The sequence below is a fragment of the Pseudomonas sp. GW822-FHT06D10 genome, assembly GCF_058799535.1.
This window is the reverse complement of the sequence record NZ_JBXALN010000013.1, coordinates 23003-49937: the sequence shown is the minus strand read 5'-3', so window position 1 is coordinate 49937 and position 26935 is coordinate 23003. Positions and strand designations below refer to the sequence as shown.

General features: G+C 65.5%; 24 protein-coding genes. 13 read left to right on the top strand and 11 right to left on the bottom strand.

Annotated features, from left to right (window positions below; genetic code table 11):
- Positions 1 to 108: 108 nt before the first annotated feature.
- The gene (locus AC1RL5_RS31280) at positions 109 to 1239 is read right to left on the bottom strand and encodes a helix-turn-helix transcriptional regulator (protein WP_072452539.1); all 1131 of its coding nucleotides are present in this window, start codon (positions 1237 to 1239) and stop codon (positions 109 to 111) included.
- 138 nt (positions 1240 to 1377) lie between these two features.
- On the bottom strand, positions 1378 to 2421 hold the full coding sequence (locus AC1RL5_RS31275; RefSeq protein ID WP_262212542.1) for a 3-ketosteroid-9-alpha-monooxygenase, oxygenase component: 1044 nt from the start codon (positions 2419 to 2421) through the stop codon (positions 1378 to 1380).
- Between the two features lie 177 nt (positions 2422 to 2598).
- On the opposite strand from AC1RL5_RS31275, the gene AC1RL5_RS31270 reads away from it, so the two are divergent.
- Both AC1RL5_RS31270 and lipP1 read left to right on the top strand, forming a co-directional pair.
- Entirely contained in the window at positions 2599 to 3435 is an 837-nt protein-coding gene (locus tag AC1RL5_RS31270) for an SDR family NAD(P)-dependent oxidoreductase (RefSeq protein WP_072452543.1), read from the top strand.
- Positions 3425 to 4351 (top strand): LipP1 family hormone-sensitive lipase, encoded by a 927-nt coding sequence (lipP1, locus tag AC1RL5_RS31265; protein WP_492590192.1) that lies wholly within the window; start codon positions 3425 to 3427, stop codon positions 4349 to 4351. The genes AC1RL5_RS31270 and lipP1 overlap by 11 nt, the downstream gene beginning before the upstream one ends.
- A gap of 95 nt (positions 4352 to 4446) precedes the next feature.
- Here the strand turns inward: lipP1 and AC1RL5_RS31260 are convergent, their stop codons facing one another.
- Positions 4447 to 5148 (bottom strand): EthD domain-containing protein, encoded by a 702-nt coding sequence (locus tag AC1RL5_RS31260; RefSeq protein ID WP_072452546.1) that lies wholly within the window; start codon positions 5146 to 5148, stop codon positions 4447 to 4449.
- 270 nt (positions 5149 to 5418) lie between these two features.
- Between AC1RL5_RS31260 and AC1RL5_RS31255 the strand changes: the two genes are divergently transcribed.
- Complete coding sequence (locus AC1RL5_RS31255) at positions 5419 to 5862, top strand: nuclear transport factor 2 family protein (RefSeq protein WP_492590194.1); 444 nt, start codon at positions 5419 to 5421, stop codon at positions 5860 to 5862.
- A 115-nt stretch (positions 5863 to 5977) separates the two neighbouring features.
- Here the strand turns inward: AC1RL5_RS31255 and AC1RL5_RS31250 are convergent, their stop codons facing one another.
- Positions 5978 to 7363 (bottom strand): DUF1329 domain-containing protein, encoded by a 1386-nt coding sequence (locus tag AC1RL5_RS31250; protein WP_492590196.1) that lies wholly within the window; start codon positions 7361 to 7363, stop codon positions 5978 to 5980.
- A gap of 23 nt (positions 7364 to 7386) precedes the next feature.
- Complete coding sequence (locus AC1RL5_RS31245; protein ID WP_072452552.1) at positions 7387 to 8964, bottom strand: DUF1302 domain-containing protein; 1578 nt, start codon at positions 8962 to 8964, stop codon at positions 7387 to 7389.
- A 255-nt stretch (positions 8965 to 9219) separates the two neighbouring features.
- Here AC1RL5_RS31245 and AC1RL5_RS31240 point away from each other — a divergent pair, with 255 nt between their 5' ends.
- Positions 9220 to 10968, top strand: a complete 1749-nt coding sequence (locus AC1RL5_RS31240; RefSeq protein WP_072452554.1) for an FAD-dependent oxidoreductase — start codon at positions 9220 to 9222, stop codon at positions 10966 to 10968.
- Complete coding sequence (locus AC1RL5_RS31235; protein WP_072452556.1) at positions 10965 to 11843, top strand: SDR family NAD(P)-dependent oxidoreductase; 879 nt, start codon at positions 10965 to 10967, stop codon at positions 11841 to 11843. The genes AC1RL5_RS31240 and AC1RL5_RS31235 overlap by 4 nt, the downstream gene beginning before the upstream one ends.
- Before the next feature lie 228 nt (positions 11844 to 12071).
- Here AC1RL5_RS31235 and AC1RL5_RS31230 read toward each other — a convergent pair whose 3' ends face one another.
- From AC1RL5_RS31230 to AC1RL5_RS31205, 6 genes are all read right to left on the bottom strand, one after another.
- On the bottom strand, positions 12072 to 13646 hold the full coding sequence (locus AC1RL5_RS31230) for a FadD3 family acyl-CoA ligase (protein ID WP_072452558.1): 1575 nt from the start codon (positions 13644 to 13646) through the stop codon (positions 12072 to 12074).
- A 157-nt stretch (positions 13647 to 13803) separates the two neighbouring features.
- Positions 13804 to 14550, bottom strand: coding sequence for an SDR family NAD(P)-dependent oxidoreductase (locus AC1RL5_RS31225; protein ID WP_072452559.1), 747 nt, complete (start codon positions 14548 to 14550; stop codon positions 13804 to 13806).
- 101 nt (positions 14551 to 14651) lie between these two features.
- A complete protein-coding gene (locus AC1RL5_RS31220; RefSeq protein ID WP_083533746.1) occupies positions 14652 to 15743 on the bottom strand; it encodes a ferredoxin--NADP reductase in 1092 nt (363 codons plus the stop codon).
- A 2-nt stretch (positions 15744 to 15745) separates the two neighbouring features.
- Entirely contained in the window at positions 15746 to 16513 is a 768-nt protein-coding gene (locus AC1RL5_RS31215) for a glucose 1-dehydrogenase (RefSeq protein WP_072452561.1), read from the bottom strand.
- Positions 16501 to 18171: an FAD-binding protein gene (locus tag AC1RL5_RS31210; protein ID WP_072452562.1), complete on the bottom strand. Its 1671-nt coding sequence runs from the start codon at positions 18169 to 18171 to the stop codon at positions 16501 to 16503. The genes AC1RL5_RS31215 and AC1RL5_RS31210 overlap by 13 nt, the downstream gene beginning before the upstream one ends.
- Before the next feature lie 8 nt (positions 18172 to 18179).
- On the bottom strand, positions 18180 to 18695 hold the full coding sequence (locus tag AC1RL5_RS31205) for a flavin reductase family protein (RefSeq protein ID WP_072452564.1): 516 nt from the start codon (positions 18693 to 18695) through the stop codon (positions 18180 to 18182).
- A 258-nt stretch (positions 18696 to 18953) separates the two neighbouring features.
- On the opposite strand from AC1RL5_RS31205, the gene AC1RL5_RS31200 reads away from it, so the two are divergent.
- From AC1RL5_RS31200 to AC1RL5_RS31165, 8 genes are all read left to right on the top strand, one after another.
- On the top strand, positions 18954 to 20138 hold the full coding sequence (locus tag AC1RL5_RS31200) for an acyl-CoA dehydrogenase family protein (protein ID WP_072452566.1): 1185 nt from the start codon (positions 18954 to 18956) through the stop codon (positions 20136 to 20138).
- Positions 20139 to 20260: 122 nt separating this feature from the next.
- Positions 20261 to 21382: an LLM class flavin-dependent oxidoreductase gene (locus AC1RL5_RS31195; RefSeq protein WP_072452567.1), complete on the top strand. Its 1122-nt coding sequence runs from the start codon at positions 20261 to 20263 to the stop codon at positions 21380 to 21382.
- A gap of 210 nt (positions 21383 to 21592) precedes the next feature.
- The gene (locus AC1RL5_RS31190) at positions 21593 to 22498 is read left to right on the top strand and encodes a VOC family protein (protein ID WP_072452569.1); all 906 of its coding nucleotides are present in this window, start codon (positions 21593 to 21595) and stop codon (positions 22496 to 22498) included.
- Positions 22495 to 23382, top strand: coding sequence for a CoA transferase subunit A (locus tag AC1RL5_RS31185; protein ID WP_072452570.1), 888 nt, complete (start codon positions 22495 to 22497; stop codon positions 23380 to 23382). Before AC1RL5_RS31190 ends, AC1RL5_RS31185 begins: the two co-directional genes overlap by 4 nt.
- Positions 23383 to 23394: 12 nt before the next feature.
- A complete protein-coding gene (locus tag AC1RL5_RS31180; protein WP_072452572.1) occupies positions 23395 to 24192 on the top strand; it encodes a CoA-transferase subunit beta in 798 nt (265 codons plus the stop codon).
- 27 nt (positions 24193 to 24219) lie between these two features.
- A complete protein-coding gene (locus AC1RL5_RS31175; RefSeq protein ID WP_072452574.1) occupies positions 24220 to 25089 on the top strand; it encodes an enoyl-CoA hydratase in 870 nt (289 codons plus the stop codon).
- A 2-nt stretch (positions 25090 to 25091) separates the two neighbouring features.
- Positions 25092 to 26159 (top strand): NAD(P)H-dependent flavin oxidoreductase, encoded by a 1068-nt coding sequence (locus tag AC1RL5_RS31170; RefSeq protein WP_072452576.1) that lies wholly within the window; start codon positions 25092 to 25094, stop codon positions 26157 to 26159.
- Between the two features lie 11 nt (positions 26160 to 26170).
- Positions 26171 to 26926, top strand: coding sequence for an enoyl-CoA hydratase family protein (locus tag AC1RL5_RS31165; RefSeq protein ID WP_072452578.1), 756 nt, complete (start codon positions 26171 to 26173; stop codon positions 26924 to 26926).
- Positions 26927 to 26935: the final 9 nt, after the last annotated feature.

Sequence of the window (26935 nt, the reverse complement as noted above, 5' to 3'; positions counted from 1 at the left end):
TAGGTCGACCTTATGTCGTAGCCCTGGGTCCGGCCTCGTCCGATTGGACTAGCCGGCGGGACGCGAGCCGAGTGGTGCAGCGTCAGCCGGCGAACCTTCTTCGGGCGCTCAGCCCAAGGTGGCCACACTGCGCAGGATCAGGCGCACCAGCATGGTCTGGCGGGTGACTCCGGTCTTGGAGAAGGTCGAGCGCAGGTGGGCGCGGGAGGTGTTGCGGCTGATGCCCAGCTCCTGGGAGGCTTCGTCCAGGGTCAGGCCGTTGGCCAGGAGCATGGCCAGTTGGGTTTCGGCCGGCGTGAAGTCGAAGAGCACCCGGACGATCTCCTGGGGCGCGCAGGACTGCTGCTCCGGGTCGCTGATGAAGATCACTACCGTGGGGCAGCGCTTGCCTTCGCTCCAGGCAGAGAGCGGTACCGAGCGTACGATGATGCCCAGGTCGGCGCGCCCCGAGGGCCGTTGCACCCGCAGCGCCTCGACCACCGAAGGGTTGCTGCGTTTATGCGACAGCAGCGACTGTTTCACCAGGCGGCGAAATTCCTGGGTGTCGCGGGCGGTACCGACCTGCAGGCCGTCGTTGACCAGTTTGATGCCGTCCTTTTCCTGGATCAGCCGCTCGGCCACCTGGTTGGTCTGCAACACCTTGCCGGTCTCGTCGAGGATGATGGTGCCGACCGCCATCTGGTCTACGGCGCCAGCATAGAGATTGCGCTCGGTTTCGATGCGGTTGAGCTTCATGTGCATCTTGATCGAGCGTTCCAGGTGCGGCACGAACTGCGCCAGCAGCTCCTTTTCCTGCTGGTCGAATGGCTGGTCGTCGCGTCCGCGGCTGATGCGCAGGCGACACTGGGCGCCTTCACTGGTGTTGATGTCGGCGCCCAGGATATGGAACACCCCCACCGGCTCCAGGAAGTTGCGGTAGAACTCCGATTGCAACCAGTCGTCGTTGGAGACGAACTCCGCCAGGGTCACCACCTGGCGGTTGGGCAGGTCGACGAACGGATCGAGGCTGAAGAAGTGAGTGTTGTAGGAGGTGGTGACCTCGCTGGAGCTGCCGGTGGTGTTGACCATCAGCCCATCCACCTGGGCGCTGGGCGGGCGCAGGATAAAGGTCACGTATTTGCTGTTCAGATGGAGGTTGAGCTGGTTGAGGAAGGTGGCCCATGGAATGTTTTCCATGGGCCCCTGGTAGAGATTGCCGATCAGGTCACTGAACGTCTCAAGGCTGAGGTTCTTCTGCATGGCGAAAACCGTTTTTATTATTGTTTGGGTAGTAGCGGTGGCCGAGAGTAGGGTCGGCATCGCTGGCGCGCAATGGTTCTTGCAAGGCATCTGATCGGCAGCTCTCCGGGGCGGATCAGGGGTGAAAAAGGTCCTGTGTCAGAGGTTCTGGCCCTCGCGTACGATGAAGTCCCGTGCCTCCTGGGTGCTGGCCGGCAAGGCTTCGATATCGGTGTAGAACTGCTCGTACCATTTGCGCAACTGGTACACCGGGCCGTCACCGTCGCACAGCAGCGGATTGTCCACTCGGGTCTTGCTGTGCCAGATCGCCACGTCCTCGTAGAAGGCTTCCTGGGCCTGTTGCACATAGGCCTTGGCCATCGCTTGGTTCTGTTCTTCGCTGAGGCCGGGGATCTTCTTCACCAGCACTCCGTAGCGCAGGGTGAAACTGTCCAGGTCGATGGGTACGTGGCAGTTGAGCAGGATCGAATGGATCGGCTGGCCGTTCATCGCGCCGGTCATTTCGGTGATCTGGTAGGCCGGGCCGAAGTAGGTGGCGGTGGTGCTCAGCTCGCTGTCGCCGGACAGGCGTTCGCTGCGGGCGCGCATTTCCTGGGTGGCCAGATGGCCTTCGAAGCGGTTGCTGAAGGCCTGCACCGGGGCACCATGGACTGTGCCGAAGTGCGCCATGTCGGCGACGTTGTCGATCAGTTCACGGCAGTTGGTCTCGATCTTCAGCTCCGCCACTTCCCAGTTGGCCCATTGTTCGTCGAAGCAGGCGTCGATCCGCGGTATGCGCTGCTGCTCGATGGGCGGGTTGCCTTGGGGGTCATTCCAGACAAACAACAGTTGGTTTTCCTCCATCAGCGGCCAGCTCTTGATTCGTGCGCGTGGCGGAATCCGCTTGGCGTAGGGAATGTCGTCGCAGACGCCGTCGGCGCCCCAGCGCCAGGCATGAAAGGGGCAGCGCAGCGCGTTGCCTTCGATGCAGCCGGTGCTCAGGTCAGCGCCCATGTGCGGGCAGTAGCCGTCAAGAATGTGCAACTGGCGGTCTTCGCCCTCGAACGCCACCAGCCGGGTGCCGAACACATCCAGGCGGTGGGCCTTGCCGTCGCGGTACTGGGCCGCCAGCCCCAGGCAATGCCAGCCTCTGGCGTAGCGTGATTGCAGGGGTTGAGTCTCGATTCGGTGCAGGGTGTTCATCTCTTGTTCTTCTCCGGGTCACGGTGGGGCCGCCGTGGCCTCAGGCCGAAGCCCGGCGGTGCTTGCACTCCTGATCGATTCTGCCGCCCCTGTGCCTTGGGGCATCGTCTGAATGGACGATGGCCAGTGCCGGCCAGCCGGCTCTACTGAGGCCTTTGACCACCGCAGGAGTTTTCGATGAGCAGTCAAACAGGGCAGGTAGCAGTGATTACCGGCGCCGCCAGCGGGATTGGCCGGGGCCTGGCCGAAGAGGCCGCACGGCGTGGCATGCGCCTGGTGCTGGCGGACCTGGATGCCCCCGGGCTGGCTCGGGTCTGTGACGCCTTGCGGGCCAACGCAACCGAGGTGGTGAGCCGGGTTACCGATGTTGGGCAACTGGCCCAGGTCGAGGCCTTGCGCGATTGCGCCGTCGAGTCTTTTGGTGGCGTCGACCTGCTGTTCAACAATGCCGGGGTGATGCAGACCGGCTACAGCTGGGAGATCAGCCAGGCCCAGTGGCAGCGCATGCTCGACATCAACCTCAACGGAGTGATCCACGGCATCCGCAGTTTCCTGCCGCTGCTGCTGCGCCAGGGCCGTGGTGGCCATGTGATCAACACCGCGTCCCTGGCCGGCTTGCTCAGCAGCCCGTTGCTGGCGCCTTACAACGTCACCAAGCAGGCGGTGGTGGCGCTTTCGGAAACCCTGCATTACGAACTGGCGCTGCTGGGCGCGCCCATCGCGGTTTCGGTGATCTGCCCGGGCCCCGTGGCCAGCGCCATCATGGGTTCGAACCAGCACAGCGATGCCGCTGGCGATGGCTTGAGCCAGTTGCTTGATGGACGCATTCGCGAGGGCATGAGCCCCGCCGAACTGGCCACGCTGGTGTTCGATGCCATCGATGCCAAGCGTTTCTGGGTTTTGCCCCACAAGGATTTCAAGGAGGCCCTGCAGCGCCGGGTGCGCAGCATCCTCGACGAAACCAATCCGCAGTTCCGTATGCCTGACACCGAGGGGGCCGACCATGTCTCTTGATCCGCAGATCGCCGCTGTACTGCAATCTCTGGAGGGCTTGGCGCCGCCGGACTTCAGCCAGCTGGACGCGACCCAGTACCGGCAGTTCGCCGATAACCTGATGGCCATGCCCCCTGGCGCGGCCGTGCATGAAGTGCGCGAGTTGCGCGTGGCTGGCGATGCCGGCGAACTGGATGCCCGGCTCTATCGTCCGCTGGATCAGGAGCGCCTGCCGCTGCTGGTGTTCTTTCATGGTGGCGGTTTCATCATGGGCACCCTCGATACCCACGATTACCTGTGCCGGGCCCTGGCCAGCCAGACCGGGGCCGTGGTGGTGTCGGTGGCTTATCGGCTGGCACCGGAGGCGGCTTTCCCGGCCGCGCCGCTCGATTGCTACGCGGCCACGTGCTGGCTGGTGGAGCACGCGGCCGAGCTGGGTATCGACGGCTCACGCCTGGCGCTTGCCGGGGACAGTGCCGGTGGCAACCTGGCCTTGGCAGTCAGCCGCCTGGCATCGCAGCGCCAGGGACCGAAGATCCGCCACCAATGCCTGTTCTATCCGGTACTCGACGCCGCGTGCGACAGTCCTTCCTACCGCGACTTTGCCGAAGGCTACATGCTGACGGCCGCGATGATGAGGTGGTTCTGGAGCCTGTACGGTGCCGGAGCCTCCTTGGTCGATGAACCGCTGGCCTCACCGTTGCGCGCGCAAGATCTGGGCGACCTGCCGCCCACGACCTTGATCACCGCCGGGTTCGACCCGCTGCGCGATGAGGGCGAAGCCTTCGCCAGGCGCTTGCAGGCAAGCGCTGTACCGGTTCGGTTGCAGCGCTGCGAGGGGATGATCCACGGCTTCATCAGCCTGTCGCCCTTTGTCGAACGCGCCGCCCAGGTGCTGGCACAAGCAACGGCAGAGCTGCGCAAGGCGCTCGGCTGAAGCGACAGCGTCGGCCTTTGGGTGGCGAAGCCCGATACCAAAGCCCGACGCCTGGCGTCGGGCTTTGGCGTTGCGCAAAAGTGCCCGGCCAGGCGTCAGAATCGATATTGGCTGGTGGGTAGTACATCGATCTTGTCGAAGTCGATAAAGCGCGCACAGCTTTGCATCATGGCCGCCAGGTTTTTCTCGAACCGTGCTTCGTCTCCCGTTGCGTCGAAGAAGGCCTGGGGGTCGGTCATCGCCGCGGGCGGGAAGCATTCCTCGACAATGGCGTCGATGGGCGGCGCGTCCGGGGTCAGGGCCGCCACCACCAGGTTCTGCACGTACTGGAAGTTGGCCTGGGTGACGATGGCAACCTCTGTGTGCTGGTTGCGCCATATCTCCAGCCAGGTCTGCGGGGTCAGGCGCGGCGGGCGTGTCAGCAGGGCCACCTGGGCGAAGCCGTAAGTCCGCTCACCAGGTGAGGGGGGGAAACGGGTGTTGCGGATCGCTTCGGACTCGCACACCAGATAGGCCGCCAGGCGGGTCGTGGCCTGTGCCAATACCCGGTCGAAAGGCGCCCGGGGAGCGGCGTTGGCGCTGTCCAGCCACAGCGACAGGCAGGCATCCGGCAGCCGTGGCCGGTTCTCCTGGCGCAGGGCCGCAGCGGGAGCGACTTCGCTATCCGCCAGGTTCAACTGCAGGCCCTGGGCGCCCAGGGCTTGCAGTTGCCCTATGACCTCGTGGCGCACGTGCCGGGCGAATGTTTCATCGGTGCTGCTGGGGTCACGCCAGAGCAGATAGATGACTTTTTCCATGGCGGGCAGATTCCTCTGTTGATGGTCGACGGCAGGTGGGTCCTGCGAAGGACAGGGTCGGGCCTGAGCCACTTTGCCGAATCCACCAAACGGACTAGTGCCCGTGGGGCAACCGCTTCGTGAGTGGGGTCGAGCGCCAGGGGCTAGTCCCAACAGACGATCAGCCGGCGCCGACCGGTCGATACACTTCCTGGCATGTGCGGCTGGTGAATAAGCACGCACGATGACCGCCACCCGGCGTCGATCCACGATGATTGCGAGGCCTGTGCCATGATTCTTGAACAACGTATTGCCCGCCTGGAGGCGCTAGAAGCGATCCGCCAGTTGAAGCATCGCTACTTGAATGCTTGTGACTTGAAGCAGGTGGAGGTGATCCGCGACTGCTTTGCTGAGGGCGAGATACTGATCGACTACGGCCCACTGGGCAGCTTTCGCGATCGCGACAGCTTTCTCGCGCTGTATCAGGAACTGGCTTGCCAGCCACGAGTGATCGACATCCACCATGGCGCCAACCCGGAGATTGAATTGCTCGGCGAGGATCAGGCCCGGGGGCGCTGGGCGCTGTACTACTTCAACCTGGATGCCGAGAGTGGCGCCACGCGCCAGTTGGGGGGGATCTACCAGGACCGCTACCGGTGTATTGCCGGGCAATGGAAGCTGGTCGAATGCTGTTTCAGCGCGCACTCGATGGTGGCAGGGCAAGTACCAGCCTGAGCCTGAAGCGCCGCAGGCAGGCGATTTTGCAGCCTGCCGGGCATGGCTGGCGGGCTGGCCCGCCAGCCGGCGCGATAGCCAGCCCGGGAGTGTGAACCGCCCGGGCCAGCCGGGTTCAGCGGGTACCGAGCTTGCGCAGGTTGCCCGGGGTGAAGTCGTCATCGACAAAGTTGCTGGCATTGAGCTTGGCCGGTTTCTGGTCCACCAGCAGTCGGTCGACCAGGTAGGAGCCGGCGATCAGGTCCTGGTAGATCCCCAGGCGCGCCTGGTAGCGCTGCATCTCATAGGCGTAGACCGAGGTTTGCATGTTGGTGCGCCACAGCTGGCCACGGCTGTCGTAGTTGTCGGCCAGGGTGGCGGCCCAGGTGTCCTCGTCAAGGTAGAGCACGCGCTTGGCATAGATATGCCGTGCACCTTCCTTGAGGGTCGCCTGCAGGACCCAGACCCGGTGCTTCTCGTAGCGCATGTACTGCGGGTTGACGTGGCCGGTGGTGGCGAGAATCTGCGCAAGATTCACGCTGGAATCGTCGATCCGGTAGTTGTGATAGGGAATGTAGATCTCTCGTTTGCCGATGATGGTCCAGTCGTAGCGGTCCGGAGCTCCGTTGAACAGACGGTCCTCGTCCTGCACGCGAAAGCCTCCGGCGCCGGTGGGCGAGTCATAGGCAACCGTTGGTGCGCGTCGCACCCGGCGTTGCCCGGGGCTGTACTGCCAGGCCTGGCGCGGCGCGGCGGTGGGGGTGATGAACTCGCGACCGACGATGATCTCGCCCTTCTTGCGGATCGGCTCCAGGGTGGTCAGAAGAAAGTTGGTGAGCACGCCGTTGGCGCTTTCCGGGGTCTTGTCCGGGGCCGACCAGATCGAATAGATCTTGTAGTTGACCTGCTCCAGCACCTGCTCCTTGTTGGAGTACACCACCGCCTGCTGGTAGTTGGCCTCCTCGGTGTAAGCGCGGCCGGCCAGGGTGTGGTTGAACATCAGTTCACTGCCGTTTTTGGGGATCGGGAACGGCGAGGCGGCCCAAGCGTTGCGGGTGTCGTTGCCGTCGTTGATCAGCTCGGCGTTGACGGCGTTTTTCCTGATGGCGTCATACAGCCGCTGGTCGAGGCGAAAGTCCCGGTGGCTGGGGTATACCGGCATGGTGAAGGTCTGCGGGTAGCGTTTGAACAGCGCCTTCTGCCCATCGGTGAGGTTGGCGGCGTACTGCTGCATGTTCGCCGCGGTGATCACGAACAGCGGTTTATCCGCCGCATAAGGATCGGGGTAGGGGCTGCCGGGGCCGTCGTACTTGAGCTGAGGGGGCAGGCCCAGCCACTTTCCCGACCATGCAGGAATGCTGCCGTCGGCGTTGCCGGCCCGCTCCGCACCCATGGGGGTCAGGTCCCGGTCTAGCCGGGCGGCTTCCTCGGGGCTGACCTTGGCCTGGGTTGCCAGGCTTGCGGCCAGCAAGCTGGCGGCCAGGGTCGTGCGCAACAACTGAGTGTAGATAGTGCTCGACATGCTGTGCTCCTTGGGGCAGGGAATCAGAACCGGTACTTGAAGTTGAGGGCGAGGTTGTCGCGGTCCGCCAGCGGGCTGTTGTTGGCGTTGCCCAGGTAGGCGTTGTAGCGGGCCTCGATGGTGAAGTTGCCGAGGTAGCGCCAGGAGCTGCCGATGCTTGCGCGGTCGTCGCCCTGGCCCGAGTTGATCGAGCCCACCAGGGAGCTGTCGTTGTGCGCGGCGGTGCTGAAGGTGATCGGGACCGAGAGGTCCCAGCCGGTGAACACGTCGTTGTAGTCAAAGCTGGCCTGCACTGTGTAGCCCCAGGCTGAGCGGTCGTAGAGCAGCTTGTCGGTACCCGGAAGGCTGAACCCCGGGGCCAGCTGGGTCGGCTGCGAGCTGTCGTTGCTCAGCACCTGGTTGTACACCAGCTCGCCAGTCAGGGTGGTGTTGTCGGCCCAGGAAGTGGGCCCCAGCACTTCGATCACCGAAACCTGGGCTTGCAGGGTCTTGGCTCGCACCGGGCTGGCGAAACCGTTGTCCACCATCACCGGCTGGCCGTCGCGGTAGCTGACCTCGCCGGCGATGCTGGTGTCGCCAAGCACCGTGGAGAAGCTCGCTCCGTACTGATCGATGTTGTCGAAGTAGATTGCCCGGTAGCTGCCCAGCTGGCTCTGGAAGTCCAGGGACGGGGTCTTGTCGTGGTAGCGCGAGTAGTACAGGCCGAACTCGGTGTTGTTCAGCGATTCGGCGGCGTAGGTGAAGGCCAGGCCGTATTGGCCGCTGTTGCTCGGGGTGTCGTTCTTCAGGCGGTGGACAAAGCCTGTGGCGTCGTTTTCCCCTCCGCGATCGATGTAGTCGGTGGTGGAGAAAAAGCTGCCCACGCCGAACAGGTCGGTCTTCTGCCACTGGTACTGGTAGTAGGCCTGGACGTCCAGGCTGTCGCTCAGGCTGAACTGGGTGAACAGCTGGCCCACCGGCAGCAGCACTTCCTTGACCTCGACCCCGGGGGTGGTCGACTTGGTGGCGTCCACCGGGCTCTGGGCCGCGGAGATCCCCGGGTAGAACAGGCTTTCGCCCCAGCTCACCACCTGCTTGCCCAGGCGTACGTTGAGGTTGTGCCCGGACAGGTTCCAGGTGCCATAGGCATAAGCGTCCAGCAGGCGCAGGTCGTTGCGGTGCTGGTCGATGGTGTCCTGGGAAAAACGGTCGGGACGGCTGCAGTTGCCGCCGGCAAAGCAGTTGGAGGTGCCACTGGGGTTGTCGTTGTCGCGGTCGTAGACGTTGTCGTAGAAGCCGTCGGCGCGAATGAAAAAGCCGTAGTCGTCACGCCAGCGCAGGTTGGCTTCGGTAAGAAAGCCGCTGCGATTGTTGATCAGGCTGCCCCTGGCGAAAGCGTTGTCGCCATCGTTGCCGTTGGCATTGGCCACCAGCTTGTGGCTCCGGGATTCGGTACGCCAGGCCAGGCTGTAGGTCAGGGTGGTGTCCCAGTCGACAGTCAGATCCTCGTTGGGTTGGAAGGTCATGGCGCTGGCCGGTCCGCCCAGCCCGCCGGCAAGTATCAGCAGGGCAGTGTGCAGTCGGGGGAGTAGCGATGGTGGGGCGATTATTGTTTTTGTCATCTCGTCCTCGTGCCCAGGTCAGGCCCGCCCGACCTGCGATGTAAGGGGGGGGAAGTGCAGCAGGAGCGACTATGGAAGCAGCGGCCCGCCCGGACATCGTCCAACCAGACTAAGTGTTTTGGCCGTGGCGGGCGCTAGTCCCATTGGACGATGCCCGGGCCTTGAGGCTGCCGAACAATCCCGGGACCGACTGCGCCGGAGTCCGGGCCGGTGGCGGCGGCTTCCTGCCTGTAGGCGCCTTGCGGAGATGCGCGGATGAAACACGCCAAGATCAAATGGGATGAGTGCTGCGATGTATTGGTGATAGGTTCCGGCGCAGGAGGCATGACCGCCGCGCTGCGGGCCCATGACCTGGGGTTGAACACGTTGCTGATCGAGAAGAGTGGCGAATACGGCGGCACCTCGGCGGTGTCCGGCGGTGGCATCTGGATTCCCGACAACCACCGGATCCAGGCCCTGGGCGGTAGCGATTCGGTGGCCGAAGGGATCGCCTATGTCCGCGCGGTGACCCACGGTGAGATCGACGACGGGCGCATCGAAGCCTATGTCGAGCAGGGCCGGGACATGGTCCGCTACCTGGAGGCGCAGACCCGGGTGCGCTTCGAGGCCCAGCCCGCTTACTCCGACTACTACCCGCAGGTGCCCGGCGGCAAGCCCGGCTATCGCTCCATGGACCCGCAACCCTTCGATGCCGCCGAGCTGGGCGAGGAGTTCCTGCGCATGCGTGCGCCTTCCCCCGGCACGCTGATGATGGGGCGCATGGCGATGACCATGAAGGAGGCGCAGGTGCTGCTGTGTCGTGGCCCCGGCTGGCTGCGCCTGACCCTGCGAGTGATGTGGCGCTACTGGCGTGATCGCGAGGGGCGGCGGCTGTCGCGTCGCGACCGTTTCCTGACCCTGGGCAATGCCCTGGTGGGCGCCTTGCGCTGTTCGCTGCAGGATCGCCAGCGGCCGCTGTGGCTCAACTGCGCCTTGCAGGAACTGCTGATTGTCGGTGAGCGAGTCGGCGGCGCGCGGGTCTGCCGCGACGGCCAGACCCTGAACATCAAGGCGCGCCACGGGGTGATCATCGCCGCCGGTGGCTTCGAGCGTAACCAGGCCATGCGCGAGCAGTACCTGCCGCAGCCGTCCCAGGCCCAGTGGAGTGCCACGCCACCGCACAACACCGGCGACGGTATTCGTGCCGGCCAGGTGATTGGCGCCCGTACTGCCTTGATGGACCACGGCTGGTGGGCGCCCACTACCCGGGTTGCAGGTGAGGAAAAGCAGCGTGCGCTGTTCGTCGAGCGCACCTTGCCTGGCTGCGTACTGGTGAACTCGGCAGGGCAACGCTTCGTCAACGAGGCGGCGCCCTATACCGATATTGTCTATGCGATGTATGAGAACAATCGGGCCGAAGCGGTCAGCGTGCCGTGCTGGATGATCTTCGACGCCGAGTTCCGCCGCAAATACCCCTGCGGCGCGCTGTTGCCCGGTTATGCCCAGCCCGACTGGCGGCTGCCCGAACACCTGCAGGACTACTTCTACAAGGCCGCCAGCCTGCCGGACCTGGCGGCGCAGATCGGCATCGACGGCCCGGGCCTGATGCGTAGCATCGAGCGTTTCAACATCATGGCCCGGGAGGGCCGGGACCAGGATTTCAACAAGGGCGAGTCGCTGTTCGATCGCTACTACGGCGACCCCCACGTCGGCCCCAACCCTTGCCTGGCGCCCTTGCTCAAGGCGCCGTTCTACGCGGTGCGGGTGGATGCCGGGGACATTGGCACCAAGGGCGGCCTGCTGACCGATGCCAACGCCCGGGTGTTGCACGAGGACGGCCATCCGATCCTCGGCCTTTACGCAATCGGCAACAGCGCCGCATCGATGATGGGGCGCACGTATCCGGGAGCCGGCTCGACCATTGGCCCGGCGATGACTTTCGGCTATATCGCCGCCAATCACATCAAGGCGCAAAGCCTGCGCCAGTCGCAGCCGGCGTCCTTTCTGGCAAGGAGCAGTCAATGAAGAGCAAGCAACCCCAGGTGGCCCTGGTCACCGGTGCCAGTCGCGGCGTGGGCCGTGGCATCGCCCTGGCCCTCGGGGCACAGGGCATGACCGTCTACGTGACCGGGCGTGCGCCGGAAAAGGCCGGGGCACGGCTTTATGAACAGGCGCTGCAAGGTTCATTGGCGGACACCGCGGCAGCCATTACCGCCGCCGGTGGCCGGGGCATCCCGGTGGTCTGCGAGCATGCCGACGACGCCCAGGTGCAGGCACTGTTTGCGCGGATCGCCGAGGAGGCCGGCCACCTCGATCTGCTGGTCAATAACGTGGCCGCCATCCATGAGCGCTTGATCGAGCCCGGGCCGTTCTGGAACAAGCCCCTGGAGTTGGTGGATATCCTCGATGTCGGCTTGCGTTCGGCCTACATCGCCAGTTACTACGCCGCGCCGTTGTTGCTGCGCAGTGCCCAGGGGCTGGTCTGTTTCACTTCGTCGTTCGGCGCCGGCTGCTACATGCACGGCCCCGCCTACGGAGCGCAGAAGGCCGGTTGCGACAAGCTGGCGGCGGACATGGCAATCGATTTTGAAGGGCGTGGCGTGGCGGCGCTGTCCCTGTGGCTGGGGCCGCAGTTGACCGAGCGCACGCGGATTGTCGGCGAGCACCACGGCGAGCAGTACCAGGCTTTTCTCGCGGACGCCGAGACCCCGCAGTTCAACGGCCGGGTCATTCATGCGCTGCTCAATGACCCCGGGCTGATGAGCCTGTCCGGGCAGACCCTGATCACCGCGGAAATCGCCCCGGGCTATGGCATCAGCGAGGATCAGGGGCGCCAGCCGCCGTCCCATCGCTCATTGCTGGGCGAGCCCCGGCGCCAGCATCCGGCGCGGGTGATATAAACCCCGGCGCAACGAGCGCAAATTAGCCGGTGGCTAGGGAGCTTGCTCCCGCGGGGGGCGGAGCCGCCCCAATGCCAGCCACCGGGTTTCGGCACTCGCACATTGATTCAGGCGTTCCACAGGCACCGCGCAAAGCGGCGGCAAAAACGCGGCAGTCAGGCTCCGCAGGCTGGCCCGTCCCCAGGAGGGACGCGCCTCGCCAGCCGCACTTGGCACCCTGTGCCAGCCTCAATTGCGGCTTTCGGCCCACTGGCGCAACACCTGCTTGGTCACCTTGCCCGCCGCGTTCAGCGGCATGGCTTCCAGTACCTGGAATCGTCGCGGCACCTTGTAGTTGGCCATCTGTTCCCGGCACCAGCCCAGCAGTGCTGTCGATTCCAGGAGTTGTCCCGGCGTGGCCAGGACAAAGGCCATGGCCACTTCGCCGAGGCGCTCGTCCGGTATACCTATTACCGCCGCCTGGGCCACCCCGGGAAACTTCAGCAGGCACTGCTCGATTTCCGCCGGATAGACGTTGAAACCGCCGGTAATGAACATGTCCTTGAGGCGGTCGGTGATACGCAGGTAGCCCTGCTCGTCGAGGACCCCGACGTCACCGGTATTGAGCCAGCCATCGGCGTCCAGCACTTCCTGGCTGGCTTGCGGGTCGTTGAGGTAGCCCTGCATCAGGTTGTAGCCGCGAATCTGTATTTCCCCGGGGACATTGGGCGGTTGGCACTGGCCGTCGGCGGCGACGATCCGCACCTCTACCCCGGGCATCGCCCGGCCGCTGGTCTGGGCGACTCGCAGCGGATCGTCGCCGGGGCGGCAAATGGTGGCGAAACCGCAGACTTCGGTCAGGCCGTAGGCCGTGACGATGGTGGCAAAGCCCAGCTCGTCGCGCATGCGTCCGATCATGTCCACCGGGATTACCGCGGCACCGGTCACCGCCACCCGTAGTGAGGACAGATCGTAGGCATCGCGCCGGGGGTGAGCCAGTAGCGACTGATAAAGCGTCGGCGGGCCGGGCAGCACGCTGATGCGCTGGCGCTGCACGCATTCGAGCACCGCGTCGACGTCGAACACCTGCTGGGGAATGATGGTCGCACCGCGCATCAGCGCCGCCAGCCATCCCGCCTTGTAGCCGAAGGAGTGGAAGAACGGGTTGACGATCAGGTAGCGATCGCCTTCGCCCAGGCCGACCACGTCGCTCCAGTCGCGCACTATCCGCAGATTCTGCCCATGGCTGGTCATCACGCCCTTGGGCTTGCCGGTGGTGCCGGAGGTGAACAGTACATCGGACAGGGTTTGCGGGCCGAGCTGTTCCTGACGCAGGCGCAGGCTGCTGCCGGGCACTCGGCCGGCCAGGGCCATGAAACTGTCCCAGTCCAGGGCCGCCGGCGAGGGCGAGCGCAGGCTGATGATCTGGCGCAGTTCAGGCAGGCTTTCGCCGGCGAGCATCTGCGGATAGTCGACGCCGAGGAACTCACCGATGGCGAACAGCACGCAGGCGCCGCTCTGGCGCAGGATATAGCCGGCCTCGTTGCCCTTCATCCGGGTGTTGAGCGGCACCAGGGCGGCGCCGACGCTGTGCAGGGCGCCGGCGGCGACAATCCACTCCCAGGTATTGGGGGCCCAGATCGCCACCCGGTCCCCGGCCTTGACCTCCAGGGCCAGCAAGGCCCGGGCGGCCTGCTGGCGCAGGCGGTCGAGCTGCAGGTAACTGATGCTGCCGGCGTCCTCGATGGCCGGGCGGTCGCCGTAGGCCAGGGCTGCCCGGGCGAACAGATGAGCGATGGTGGGAGCGTTAAGCGCAGACGGCATGGTGCCTCCTCAGGCAGAGGATTGTTGAACGAAGGGGGAGGCGGCCTGGCAGAGAGCCAGGCCGCTAAGAACCTGTTCACGATCTGCTGCGCTTAGCTCATGCGGCGTTAAAAATGCCTGAGCGTCGCTCGCTAGATCGTGAACAGGCTCTAACCACTCAGGCTGGCGGTGGCGCGAAGCGGCGGCCGGCAGAGAAGCCGCCGTCCACGGCGATCATCTGGCCGCTGACGAAAGAGGCCTCGTCGGAGGCCAGAAACAGCGCCACGGCGGCCACTTCTTCCGGTTGCCCGGAACGGTTGAGCATGTGCTGGGAAGCGAAGTAGGCGTGGAATTCGGCCTGTTCGCGGACCATGCTGGTCATCGGCGTTTCGATCAGCCCCGGGCACAGGCCATTGACGCGGATGTTGGCGTAACCGTAGTCCACCGCCATGGAGCGGGTCAGCTGGTTGATACCGCCCTTGGACACGTTGTAGGCGACATTGCCGTCGCAGCCTTGCAGGCCGAAGATCGAGCCAATGTTGATGATCGAGCCGCCGCGTTGCGCCTCCATGGCCCCCAGCAGGTACTTGCTGGTGAGCATGCTGCCGGTCAGGTTGATGTCCAGCACCCGTTGCCAGTTGGCGGTGCTGGTCTGGGTCACGCTGCCCTGGTCGGCGACGCCCGCGGCATTGACCAGCACATCGACCCGGCGATAGTGGCCGATGATTTCTTCCATCACCTGCTCGACCTGGGCCTCGTCGCGCACGTCGAGGGTCATGAAGCGCCCGGGAAAGTCCGCCGGTGCGTTGCCGATGTCCAGCCCCACCACCTGGGCACCCTCCGCGGCGAAGCGCCGGACGCAGGCCAGACCGATACCTGAAGCCGCGCCGGTGACCACCGCGACCTTGTTTTGCAACCGAGCCATGCATACACCTCTTTTATTGTTGTAGGCCAATCCTGGCGGTCGAGTCTAATCGTTGCCCGGCGCTGCCGGGTCGTCCGTTGAGACTAGAGGCGCAGGCGCCCCTAATCCGGAAAGCGCACCCGCACCACCGGCGTGTCGGGGTGGCTCTGGCAGGCCAGCGTCCAGCCATCGGCCAGCTCCTGGGCACTGAGCACGGCGTTGTGGGCCAGCCGTGTGCGGCCCTGTTCCACCCGGCACATGCAGGCGCCGCAGATGCCTTCCTCGCAAGACGCCGGCACCTCCAGCCCGGCGGCCCGGCAGCTTTGCAGCAGAGTCTGCCCCGGGTGCCACGCCAGGCTGTGGGCCTGGCCGTCGAGTTCGACGGTCAGGCCCTGGCAGGACTGCCCGGCGGCGTGCTCGACCTGCTGCTGTGCCTGGGGTTGCGGGTCGGGCGGCGACAGGAAACGCTCGACATGGATCGCCTGGCGTGGCTCACCCAGGTCTAGCAGGGTGCTTTCCACAGTGTCCATGAAGGGCGCCGGGCCGCAGATGAAATACTCGCCGCCCCGGCGCGCATGCAGCAGTTGGCGAACCTGGGCCGCAGTGACGAAACCCTGAACCGAGTCCAGCAGGTGCAGGACTTCCAGACGCGGCTCGTGGGTCCGGGCCAGCTGTTGCAGTTCGTCCTTGAAGATCACCGAGGCTTCGTCGCGGTTGGCGTAGACCAGGGTCACCGGCCGGCGCCCGGCGTGCAGCACTGACTTGAGGATGGAGAATACCGGGGTGATGCCCGAGCCGCCGCCGAACAGCACCAGCGGACGCTGCTCGTCGCTATCGGCATTGCTCTCCAGGCAGAAGTGCCCGGCCGGGGGCAGCACCTCCAGCCAGTCACCGACCTGCACCTGCTGGTTCATCCAGTTCGATACCCGGCCCCCGGCCACACGCTTGATCGTGACCTTGGGCTGTGGATCGCACAGGGGCGAGCTGGCCATGGAATAGCAGCGGATCAGCAACTGGCCCGCGCAGGGCACGCGAAAGCTCAGGAACTGCCCCGGTTTGTAGCGAAAACGCTCACGCAACTCGCTGGGGACATCGAGCACCAGGGAGCGGGCGTCGGCGGTTTCCTCGATCACCGCGGCCACCTGCAGGCGATAGCTGCCAGCGGCCGATGCGGCGCTGTCCGATACGCTGGCGTTGAACATTGGCGTGCCCATCTTCACCTCGGCTCATAGATCCCGCTGATCAGTTGCGCGTTGTCGACGAGTATCTCCGCGCCATTGACGAAGCGCGATTCGTCGCTGGCCAGGAACAGCACCGCGTTGGCCACATCACGCGGCGCGCACATGCGGTTCATCGGGTCCTGGTCGAGGGTTTCCTGGGGCACCGACTGGCCGCCGATGAGGGCCTGGGTCATCGGTGTGTTGATGCCGTCCGGGTGCACGCTGTTGCAGCGGATGCGGTAGCCCTGCAGCTTGCAGTGCACGGCCACGGAGCGAGTCAATGCCGCCACCGCGCCCTTGGAGGCGGAGTAGGCGCAGAACAGCGGCAGACCGCCCAGGGCCGCCACCGAGGACATGTTGATGATCGAACCGCCGCCGCTGTGCTTCATCGCTGCGATGGCGTACTTGCAGCCCAGGAAATAGCCGTCGCTGTTGACGGTCAGCACCTTGCGCCACAGCTCCAGCGACGTGTCCTCGATATTGGCCATGGCCAGGATCGCCGCATTGTTGACCAGCACATCGAGGCGACCGAAGTGCTGCACGGTGGTTTCCACCACCCGCTGCCAGTCGTCTTCGCGGGTGATGTCGTGGGCCAGGAACAGGGCGTTTTCGCCGATCTGCGCAGCCACTTGGTGGCCGGCTTCCTGGTTCACGTCGGTCAGTACGACCTTGGCGCCCTGGCTGGCCAGCAGCAGGGCGTCCTCACGGCCGACACCGCTGGCGGCGCCGGTGACGATGCAGACTTTGCCTTCTACACGTTGCATGGTGATTCTCCTGATGGTGCGGGTTGAGCCGCGGTTTGCCCGGCCACATGACGGGCGGCCCGGCGCGCGGAATAGATGCAGTCGGCCAGAGACAGGCCCGACACATAGAGGTTGGAAGCGACGCCCACGGCGTTGCGCCCGGCGCTGTAGAGGCCGGCGATCGGTGTGCCCTGGGCATCCAGCACCTGGCTGCTTCGTTCGCAGACCCTGAGGCCGCCGAGGGTGATCACCGGGCAAGGGAACAGGCGGCTGGCAAAGGACAGGTCGAGGACATACCAGGGGCCCTGTTCCAAGGAGGCGAGCATGGCCGCGGACTTGCCAAACGGATCGGCGCATTCGCCCCGGGCGCTCTGGTTGTAGCGCTCGACGCTATCTTTCAAGGCCTGCTCCGGCAGGCCGCAGCGCCGGGCCAGGGTTGCCAGGTCGTTGCTCCGTCGGGCGTTGAACAGCAGGTTGAGCAGCACTGGCAGGCGCTGGAACTGCCAGACCTGGCCCGGGCCTATCTGTTTCAGGGCCTGGCGCACCAGTGTCCGGTTGAGCACCAGCAATGCACGCCCCTGCTGCTGTTCGACCATCGCCTGGCCAAGGGTGGCGCCATATTGCTCTTCGTTGGCGTAGCGCTGGCCCTGGCCATTGACGATCAAGCCCCGGGCCCACGCCAGGGGCGGATTGATGAAACGCCAAGCGCTGACCTTGTCCATCCGCGCGACAGCGGCGCCCACGCTCTGGCCCAGGGCGATGCCGCTGCCGTCGCAACCACCGGCGCCCAGGGGCAGGCCGGCAAGGTAGCGCGGCGCATGCTCGGCCACCCAGAGGCGGTTGAGAATGAAACCGCCGGCGCTCAGCAGGACGCCTTTTCTGGCGCTGATCAGCCGGCGTTCGGCGCTGCCGGCTTCGATGCGTTGTTGCTGTTTGCGCAGGTGGCGGGCCAGGGCCGGAACATACATGTGCAGGGCCTGGGCCCAGCGCTCGAGGCGTGCATGGCGGCGCGCGGCGCGGCTATCGGGAGCCAGGCGCCAGGCTTCGACGCCGACCACCCGCTGTTGATCGTCGACCACCAGGCGGCGTACCGCGCATTGGCTCTGCAGGCGCACGCCCTTGGCCAGGGCGCTGTCCTTGAGCGCCTGGAACAGGTGCGCACCGGACAGGCCCGGGCCTTTGCAGCGATGGCCTCGGGGAGCGGGGGCCGCCAGCGCTGCATAGCGCGGCAGGGCTTCGTTGCCCGAGTAATAAAGATAGAAGCGGTCGCTGGGGTAGGAGGTCTTGTGCGGTGGCACGCTGGCTTCAAAAGCCACGCCCTGGCGTTCCAGCCATTGCAGTTGCCCGGGACTGGCGGCGCAGAAGTCGGCCAGGGTGCGCTGGCCGACGGCATCGCCGACTTCCTCGCGCAGGTAGTCGAACATCGCCTCGTGGCTGTCGTTGTAGCCGGCCTGGCGCTGGTAGGGCGTGCCGCCGCCGGCATAGATCACTCCGCCGCTGAGAGCGCTGGCGCCACCGCCGGCAAAGCGGTCCAGGGCCAGCACCTGCAGGCCCTGCTCGGCGGCCTCGATGGCGGCGCAGGCTCCGGCGGCACCGAAGCCCACCACCAGCCAGTCACAGGCGTCGTCCCAGTGGGGCGGGGCGTGAGTGTCGATGCGCAGCGGCGCGCGGCAGTCCATGTCCCGAATCAACCGGCGCAGGCCTGGGTTTGGGCCGGCTGGGCGGTGGTGGTGTAGCGGCCGTCGAGGTAGACCAGCGGGGTGATACTGGGGCTGGTATGGATGCGCACGATACGCCCGATGAACACAGTATGGGTGCCGTAGCTGAAGTGCCCGTCCTGGCGGCACAGAATCGCTGATTGGGCGTCCCCCAGGTAGGGAATGCCTTCGTCGCTGGTCAGCCAGTTGCCGCTGCTGAAGCGTGCCTCGCCCTTGATTGCGCCGCTGCACAGGTGGGCCAGGGCCTGCTGCTCCAGGCCGAGGATGTTCACGCAGAACCCGGCACCGGTGGCCAGGGCTGCGTGGGAGGAGGCGCTCTTGTTGATGCAGATCAGCAGCGATGGCGGCTCGGTGCTCAGGGAGTCCACCGCGGTGGCGGCCATGGCAAAGCGCTCGGCGCCGTTGCTGGTACTGATGATGGTGACCGACTTGGCCAGGCGGCGCATGGCCTGGAGCATGTCTGCTTGCAGATTGACGTCTTTCATCGCACAGCCCTCGTTCGTGGTGCATGGAGTGCGATGAATTCTGGCAACGGGGCAGGGGGCCAACATCGTCCAAGGGGACTAGGGCCTGTCGTCAAACAGCAACAGGCCCTGACCCCGGAGGAAATCCGGAAGCCCGGGCATATGGTCCGTTTGAGGGATGCCGGGTGGGCGGACGGTTGTTTGAATGCGCCGCAACAGGCGGTTGCCCGCCGTAGCACGCGCGCCCCGGCGGACGGGGTTCCCAAGGAGAACGACCTGATGCTCAACCACGATGTGCTTCGCCAGCGCCTCTACCAACAGGCCGAGGAACTGGTGCCGGTCCTGCGCGAACGAGCGGCCGAGGCCGAGCGGCTCGGCCGCTTGCCGGACCAGACCCTGAACGATTTTCAGCAGGCCGGGTTCTTTCGCATTCTGCAACCGGCACGCTGGGGCGGTTACGAACTGGAGCCGAATGATTTCTTCCGAGTGCAGATGACCCTCGCTGAGGGCTGCATGTCGTCTGCCTGGGTGCTGGGGGTGGTCGCGATCCACAACTGGCAACTGGCGCTGTTCGATGACCGCGCGGCCCGGGACGTGTGGAGCGAGAACAGCAGCGTGCTGATTTCCTCTTCCTATATGCCGGTGGGACGGGTGGCGCGTACCGAGGGTGGTTTCACCCTGAGCGGCCGCTGGGGCTTCTCATCGGGCTGCAAGCACTGTGACTGGGTGTTCCTCGGCGCCATGGTGCCGGCCGCGGAACCCGGCGGCGCGCCGGACTACCGGACCTTCCTGGTGCCGCGCCAGGACTACCAGATTCTCGACAACTGGGACGTCATGGGACTTGCGGCCACCGGTTCCCACGACATCCTGGTGGAGAACGCCTTCGTTCCCGAGTACCGCACCCATCGTGCCCTCGACGGGTTCATGCAGGACAGCCCGGGCAACGCGGTCAACGATGCTCCGCTGTACCGCCTGCCGTTCGGGCAGATCTTCGTGCGCGCAGTGTCGTCCTCGGCCATCGGAGCCCTGCAAGGAGCGGTCGCGCAGTTCATTGCCCATAACCGGGCTCGGGTGGGGGTCAATGACGGTCGCAAGATGGTCCAGGACCCAGCGGCCCAGTCGGCCCTGGCCAACGCCATGGTATGTGTCGACGAATGCCGGACGGTGCTGCTGAGCAACTTCGAGTTGATGCTGCAACGGGCCCGGGAGGGTACGCCACTGGGCATGCAGGAGCGGGTAAAGATGCGCTACGACTCATCGCTGGTGGTGCAAAAGTGCGCCACGGCGGTGACCGACCTGATGTTCAACAGCGGCGCCTCGACGATCTTTCGCGGGCACGGCATCAACCGCGCCTTCCGTGACATCCATACCGGCCGTGCCCACGTCGCCAACCATCCGGCGAAGTACGCCTGGAACCTGGGCAGCGTCGCCATGGGCCAGGACAGCAGCGACTTTTTCCTCTAGGCGGCAGGCCTCGACAGCCCTAGTCCGTTTGCGTGATTCCGCCGGCCGGGCTTTGCCCGAGCATGCAGGCCAAGGCACGAGCAGCACGCCGAGCCTGCTTTTTACGACCACAAGGATCGAGCATGAAATTTTCCCTGATTTATGAAGCCCAGACCCTGGACGCCAGCCGTGCCGGCGATCGGCAGGTCTTCGAAGAAACCGTCGAGCAGGCCGTGCTCGCCGACCAGTTGGGGTTCGACACGTTCTGGTGTGTCGAGCACACGGCGCTGACCAACTATTCGCACATGTCCGCCCCGGAAACCGTGCTGGCCTTTGTCGCCGGCAAGACCGAGCGCATCGGCATCGGTCACGGCGTGGTCTGCCTGCCGCCGGCGATGAACCACCCGGTCAAGGTCGCCGAGCGCATCGCCACCCTCGACCTGCTGTCCAAGGGCCGGGTGCATTTTGGCGTGGGCAAGGGCGGCACCCAGCAGGAGGCCGGGACCTTCGGCTACGACCTGGCGACCCTGCAACCGCAGATCGACGAGGCCATGTACCTGATCCCGAAAATCTTCGTCCAGGACGAAATCGAGCACCACGGCGACTTTGTGCAGATCCCCAAGCGGCCGATCCACCCCAAGCCCTACCAGGACCCGCACCCACCGATGTACCTGGCCTGCACAAACACCGAATCGCTGAAGAACGCCGGCGGCCGGGGCATGGGCGCCCTGGTGCTGGGCTTTGGTGGCCCCGAGGAAATCGCCAAGAAGGTCGAGGTCTATCACCAGGCCTGGGACAGCCGCGACCCTCGCCAGCAGGTGGGCTTCCGGCCCAACCGGCACATCGCCGCGCTGTGCCCGGCGATCGTCCTCGATGACAACCTGGAGGCGCGGCGCATTGGCATTCGCGGCCAGCGCTATTTCATGGAATCCCTGGGCTACTGGTACGGCGGCGGCGAGCGCCCGGACCCGGCGAAGTGGCAGGACGATACCTACGTCGACGGCAGTGGCCAGAGCGTGATCAAGTCGCGTTTTGCCTCCGAGGAGGTCAGCGTGGATTTCTCCGATCCGACCATGGCCATGATGAACCCCAACCACGCCTACGGCACCGTGGATGACTGCATCGGCTATGTGCAGCGCCTGGTGGATGCCGGCGCCGACGAGATCCTGTTCATCTGCCAGATGGGCACCGTGCCGCAATGGGCGCAGTTGGAGACCCTGCGCAATATCGGCGAGAAGGTCATTCCGCATTTTCGCAAGGCCTGACTCTTAGCGCTGCAAGCTTTTGGCCACGCCGCTTTGCCGTAAGGGCAAAGCGGTTTTTTTGTTTTTGCGCCGGGGCATTTACGGCCGCTTTCGGCACACAGATGCGCTAGTCCCATTGGACGATGCCGGGGCCGCGCTCAGGCGATTAAATCCTGCTGCATAAGGCCTCCTTGCCAGGAGGACGGGTTGAGCTGAACGAGGAGTGCTTGCATGGATATTCGCGGGTTGGGCTACGTCACCTTGCGGTCACGGGACCTGTCGCAGTGGCGCCATTACGCCAGCCAGGTGCTGGGGATGATGGTCGTGCCGGGGGCTGATGAGCAGCACTTGTACCTGAAGATGGACGACCGGCCCTACCGGATCCTGGTCCAGCACAGCAACGAGGACGGCTTCGGCGCCTGCGGCTGGGAAGTGGCCGGAAAGGATGCCTTCGAGCAGGCCCTGGCGCAGCTGCAACAGCACGGGGTGACAGCGCACCGTGGCAGCGCCGCGCAGGCCGAGGAGCGCAAGGTCCAGGAGCTGGCGCATTTTCTCGACCCCGATGGCAACCGTCATGAAGTGTTCTGGGGACCGCGCCAGGATTTCGCCCGGTTCGTCTCGCCGGTGGGGCTCAAGGGGTTTGTCACCAACGACCTGGGCATGGGCCATGTGGTGCTGCCGGCGCCGAGCTTCGAGCGCTGCCGCGAGTTCTATGAGCAGGTCATGGGGTTTGGTCTCTCCGACCTGATGAAGGTGCGTTTCACCCCCGACCCGGCCGAGCCGCAAAAGGCTTTGCACTTTCTGCACTGCAACAACGCCCGCCACCATTCCCTGGCGATCTTCGAATGCCCCATGCCCCATGGCTGCGTGCACCTGATGGTGGAGGTCCAGGGGCTGGACGAAGTCGGTCGCGCCCTGGATCGGGTCCACGCCCACGGGGTGAAGCTTTCCGCGACCCTGGGCCAGCACACCAACGATCAGATGATTTCCTTCTACATCAAGACCCCATCGGGCTTTGACCTGGAATACGGCTGCGACGGCCTGGTGGTGGACTGGCAGCAACACACGCCGTTCGAGAGCACGGTGGTCAGCCATTGGGGCCATGACTTCAGCGTCGGCCGGGAGCAAGCACAATGAGCCAGGACAAGACCCTGAGCACCGCGCAGATGGTCGCTCAGTTGCGCGATGGCATGACCCTGGGCATCGGCGGCTGGGGGCCGCGGCGCAAGCCCATGGCACTGATCCGCGAGATCCTGCGTTCGGACCTCAAGGACCTGACGGTGGTCGCCTATGGCGGCGCCGACGTCGGCATGCTGTGCGCCGCCGGCAAGATCCGCAAGCTGGTGTTCGCCTTTGTCTCCCTGGATTTCATTGCGCTGGAGCCTTACTTCCGCAAGGCTCGCCAGCAGGGCGAGTTGCAGGTCATGGAAATCGACGAAGGCATGCTTCTGCTGGGGCTGCGGGCGGCAGCGATGCGCGTGCCGTTCCTGCCCACGGCGGCGGGCCTGGGCACTGATGTGTTGCGCCACAACCCCGAGATCAAGCTGATCGCCTCGCCCTACGCCGACGCCCGGGACTGGGTGGCGATGCCGGCGCTGAAGCTGGATGCGGCGCTGATCCATGTCGACCGTGCCGACAGCCGAGGGCTGTGCCAGATCGGCGGACCGGACCACTACATGGATGACCTGCTGGTGCGTGCTGCGGCCCGTACCTACGTGACCTGCGACGAGCTGCTGGAGCGCGACACCCTGCACAGCGATCCGGGGCAGGCCCGGCAGGTGTTCTGGGAGCCCAACCTGACCAGCGCCGTGGCCCATGTGCCCGGTGGTGCGCACCCGTCTTCCTGTGCACCGCTGTATGGCTTCGATGTCGCGCATTTCAATACCTACAACGCCTCTGCGCAGCGTGCCGATGGCTGGCAGGAGTACCGCCGCGAGTACGTCGACTGCAGCCATCAGGACTACCTGGACAAGGTCGGCGGCCTGAAGGCCATCCGCCAACTGCCGTTGCCGATTTTCTAAGGAAGCCTCGCCATGAACAGCAGCACTTACAGTCTCGCCGAACTGATGATCTGCGCGGCCTCTGAAGCCTTCGCCGAGGACGGTGACGTCCTCGCCACCGGGATCGGGGTGATCCCGCGGCTGGCCGCTTCCCTGGCCATGCTCAGTTGCAACCGCCAGTTGCTGATGACCGACTCCGAAGCCTGGCTGGTGGCCGAGCCGGTGCCCCTTGGCCCGCGTGATGGTTACCAGCCCAAGCGCGATGCCTGGATGGGCTTTTCGCGGATCTTCGACAACCTCTGGGGCGGGCGGCGCCATGCCATGGTCGGCCCGTCGCAGATCGATCGTTTCGGCCAGGGCAATATTTCCTGCATTGGCGACTACGCCCGGCCCAAGGCACAGATGCTCGGGGTGCGCGGTTTTCCCGGCAACTCCATCAGCCATGCCAACTCGTTTTGCGTGACCAGCCACAGCCGTCGGGTGTTCGTCGAAGGCGAGGTGGATGTGGTGGCTTCGGTCGGCTACAACCCGGCGCGCCTGGCCCGGGGCTGGTCCCTGGACGACATCGACCTGCGCCTGATCGTCAGCGACCTCTGCGTCCTCGATTTCCAGGGCCCGCAACGGCAGATGCGCGTGCGTTCGCTGCACCCCGGGGTGAGCCTTGCCCAGGTGCAGGACAACACCGGCTTTGCCCTGCATGTGCCGCAGCATTGCCCGACCACGGCGGCACCGACCCTTGAGCAGTTGCAACTGATCCAGCGCCTTGATCCGCACAACCTGCGGGCCCTGCAACTCAAAGACAACCCGCCGGGGCTGCGCAGCGTCGGCTGAGCGGACCCCGTTTCGGAGAGCCAAGCAATGCCTGAACACAACGATAAGAACCCAGAGCCTGTGGTGCTGTACGAAGTGCGCGAGGGAGTGGCCCTGGTCACCCTGAACCGCCCGGAGTACCACAACGCGCAGAATTCGCGCATGACCTACGCCCTGGACGCAGCCTTTCGCCGGGCCTGTGACGACGACGGGGTCAAGGTCATCGTGCTGCGCGGCGCCGGCAAGCATTTCTCCAGCGGCCACGACATCGGCACCCCGGGCCGCGACGTCGACCAGAGCTTCGAGCGTGCCAGCCTGTGGTACGACCATGTCGACAAGCCCGGTGGCGAGTTTCTCTATGCCCGGGAGCAGGAGGTCTACCTGGGCATGTGCCGGCGCTGGCGGGAGATGCCCAAGCCGACCATCGCCATGGTCCAGGGGGCGTGCATTGCCGGCGGATTGATGCTGGCCTGGGTCTGCGACCTGATCATCGCCAGCGACGACGCCTACTTCGCCGACCCGGTGGTGCGCATGGGCATTCCCGGGGTCGAGTATTTCGCCCATGTGCATGAACTCAATGCCCGCATCGCCAAGGAGTTCCTGTTCCTCGGCGAACGCATGCCAGCGGCTCGGGCGCTGCAGATGGGCATGCTCAACCGAGTGGTGCCGCGTGCCGAGCTGGAGCGGGAAACACTGGACATTGCCGGGCGCATCGCGCAGATGCCGCGCCTGGGCCTGCAACTGAGCAAACAGGCGGTGAACAACGCCGAGGACCTGATGGGCAAGCGCTCCAGCATGGACATGGCTTTCGGCCTGCATCACTTTGCCCATGCCCACAACGAACTGGTCTCCGGCGACCGGCTGGGGGGTTACGACGCTCGGGCCATGGCCCGTTCCCAGCGCCGCGAGGGTGCCTGAACATGGCGATTGCCCTCGATACGCCGCTGACCGAACTGCTCGGTTGTCGCTACCCGATCATCCAGACCGCCATGGGCTGGGTCGCCGACCCCAGGTTGGTGGCGGCCACCGGCAATGCTGGCGGCTTCGGCTTTCTCGCCGGGGCCACCATCGAGCCGCAGCAGATGGAGGCGGCAATCCTCGAAACCCGGCGTCTGACGGCGCAGCCGTTCGGGGTCAACTTCCATCTGTACCAGGCCAATGCACCGCAGATTGTCGAACTGGTGCTCAAGCACCGGGTGCGCGCGGTGAGCTACAGCCGTTCGCCGGGCCAGCAGATGATTGCCCGGCTCAAGGACGCCGGGGTGGTCTGCATTCCCACGGTGGGCGCGCTCAAGCACGCGCAGAAGGCGGTGGCCATGGGCGCCGACGCGGTAGTGGTGCAAGGCGCCGAGGGCGGCGGGCACACCGGCACGGTGCCGACCTCGCAGTTGCTGAGTCAGGTACTGGCCGCGGTGCCGGTGCCGGTGGTGGCGGCTGGAGGGTTCAAGGACGGCGCCGGCTTGGTGGCCGCCCTGGCCCAGGGGGCGGCGGGCATCGCCATGGGCACGCGCTTTCTGATGAGCGCCGACAGCCCGGTGCCCGCGGCGACCCTGGCGCGTTACCTGGCGGTCAGCGACCCGGCGCAGATCATCGTCAGCCGGGCCGTCGACGGCATGCCGCAGCGGATGATCCGCAACGAATTGCTCCAGCGCCTGGAAACCGGTGGAGCCTTGCGCCGCCTGTGGCTGGCCCTGGGAAGCGGGCTGGCCTACCGCCGGCACAGTGGTCTGAGCCTGGTCCAACTGTTGCTGGCGGCCTTGAACCAGCAGCGGAGCGGCGGGCTGACCCTGGCCCAGAGCCTGATGGCCGCCAATGCACCGATGGTGATCCAGAAAGCCATGGTTGAAGGCCTTCCGGCCGAAGGTGTGCTGCCTGCCGGTCAGGTTGCCGCCAGCATCGACAACCTGCCCGGCTGCGCCGAATTGATCGAGCAGATCGTCCAGGACGCGCAAGCGCGCCTGGAGGACCTGTGCCGCCGTCTCTCGTGAAGGAGCCCCCCATGCAAGCATTCAAAGTGAGTATCGAAAACGGCATCGCCGAGCTGGTGTTCGACCGGCCCCCGGTGAATGCCTTCAACTGCCAGGGCTGGGCCGACATCGCCCGGGAAATCCAGCGGCTGGGCCAGGCCCCTGAAGTCCGGGTGATTCTGATCCGGGCCGAGGGCCGGGGCTTCTGCGCCGGGGTCGACATCAAGGAGCTGGCTGCCGACAGCGACCTGATCGTGGCGGTGAACAAGGGTAACTACGACACCTTCAAGGCCATTCATCGCAACCCCAAGCCGGTGATTGTCGCGGTCCATGGCTTTGTCCTGGGCGGCGGCATCGGCATCTGCGGCGCCGCCGACCTGGTGCTGGCCGCCGACTGCGCGCGCTTCGGCGTGCCGGAGGTGGACCGCGGGGCCATGGGCGGCGGCGCGCACCTGCAACGGTTGTTTCCGTTGCAGAAGGTGCGCCACATGTACTTCACCGGACAGATGATCGATGCCGCCGAGGCCTGGCGCCTGGGGGCGGTGGAGCGGGTGGTCAAGCGCGAGGAGCTGCGCGCGGCGGCCCTGGAGGTGGCCCGGACCATCGCCGCCAAGAGCCCGGCCATGATCGCCCTGGCCAAGGAAGCCTTGAATGCCATCGAGGATGGCGACCTCGAAGACAAATACCGCCGTGAGCAAGGCTTGACCCTCGAAGCCTATCGCTCGCTGGACTCCCAGGAAGCCCGTGACTCGTTCGTCGAGAAGCGCGCTGCTCACTTCAACGGCTGAAGGCACTTG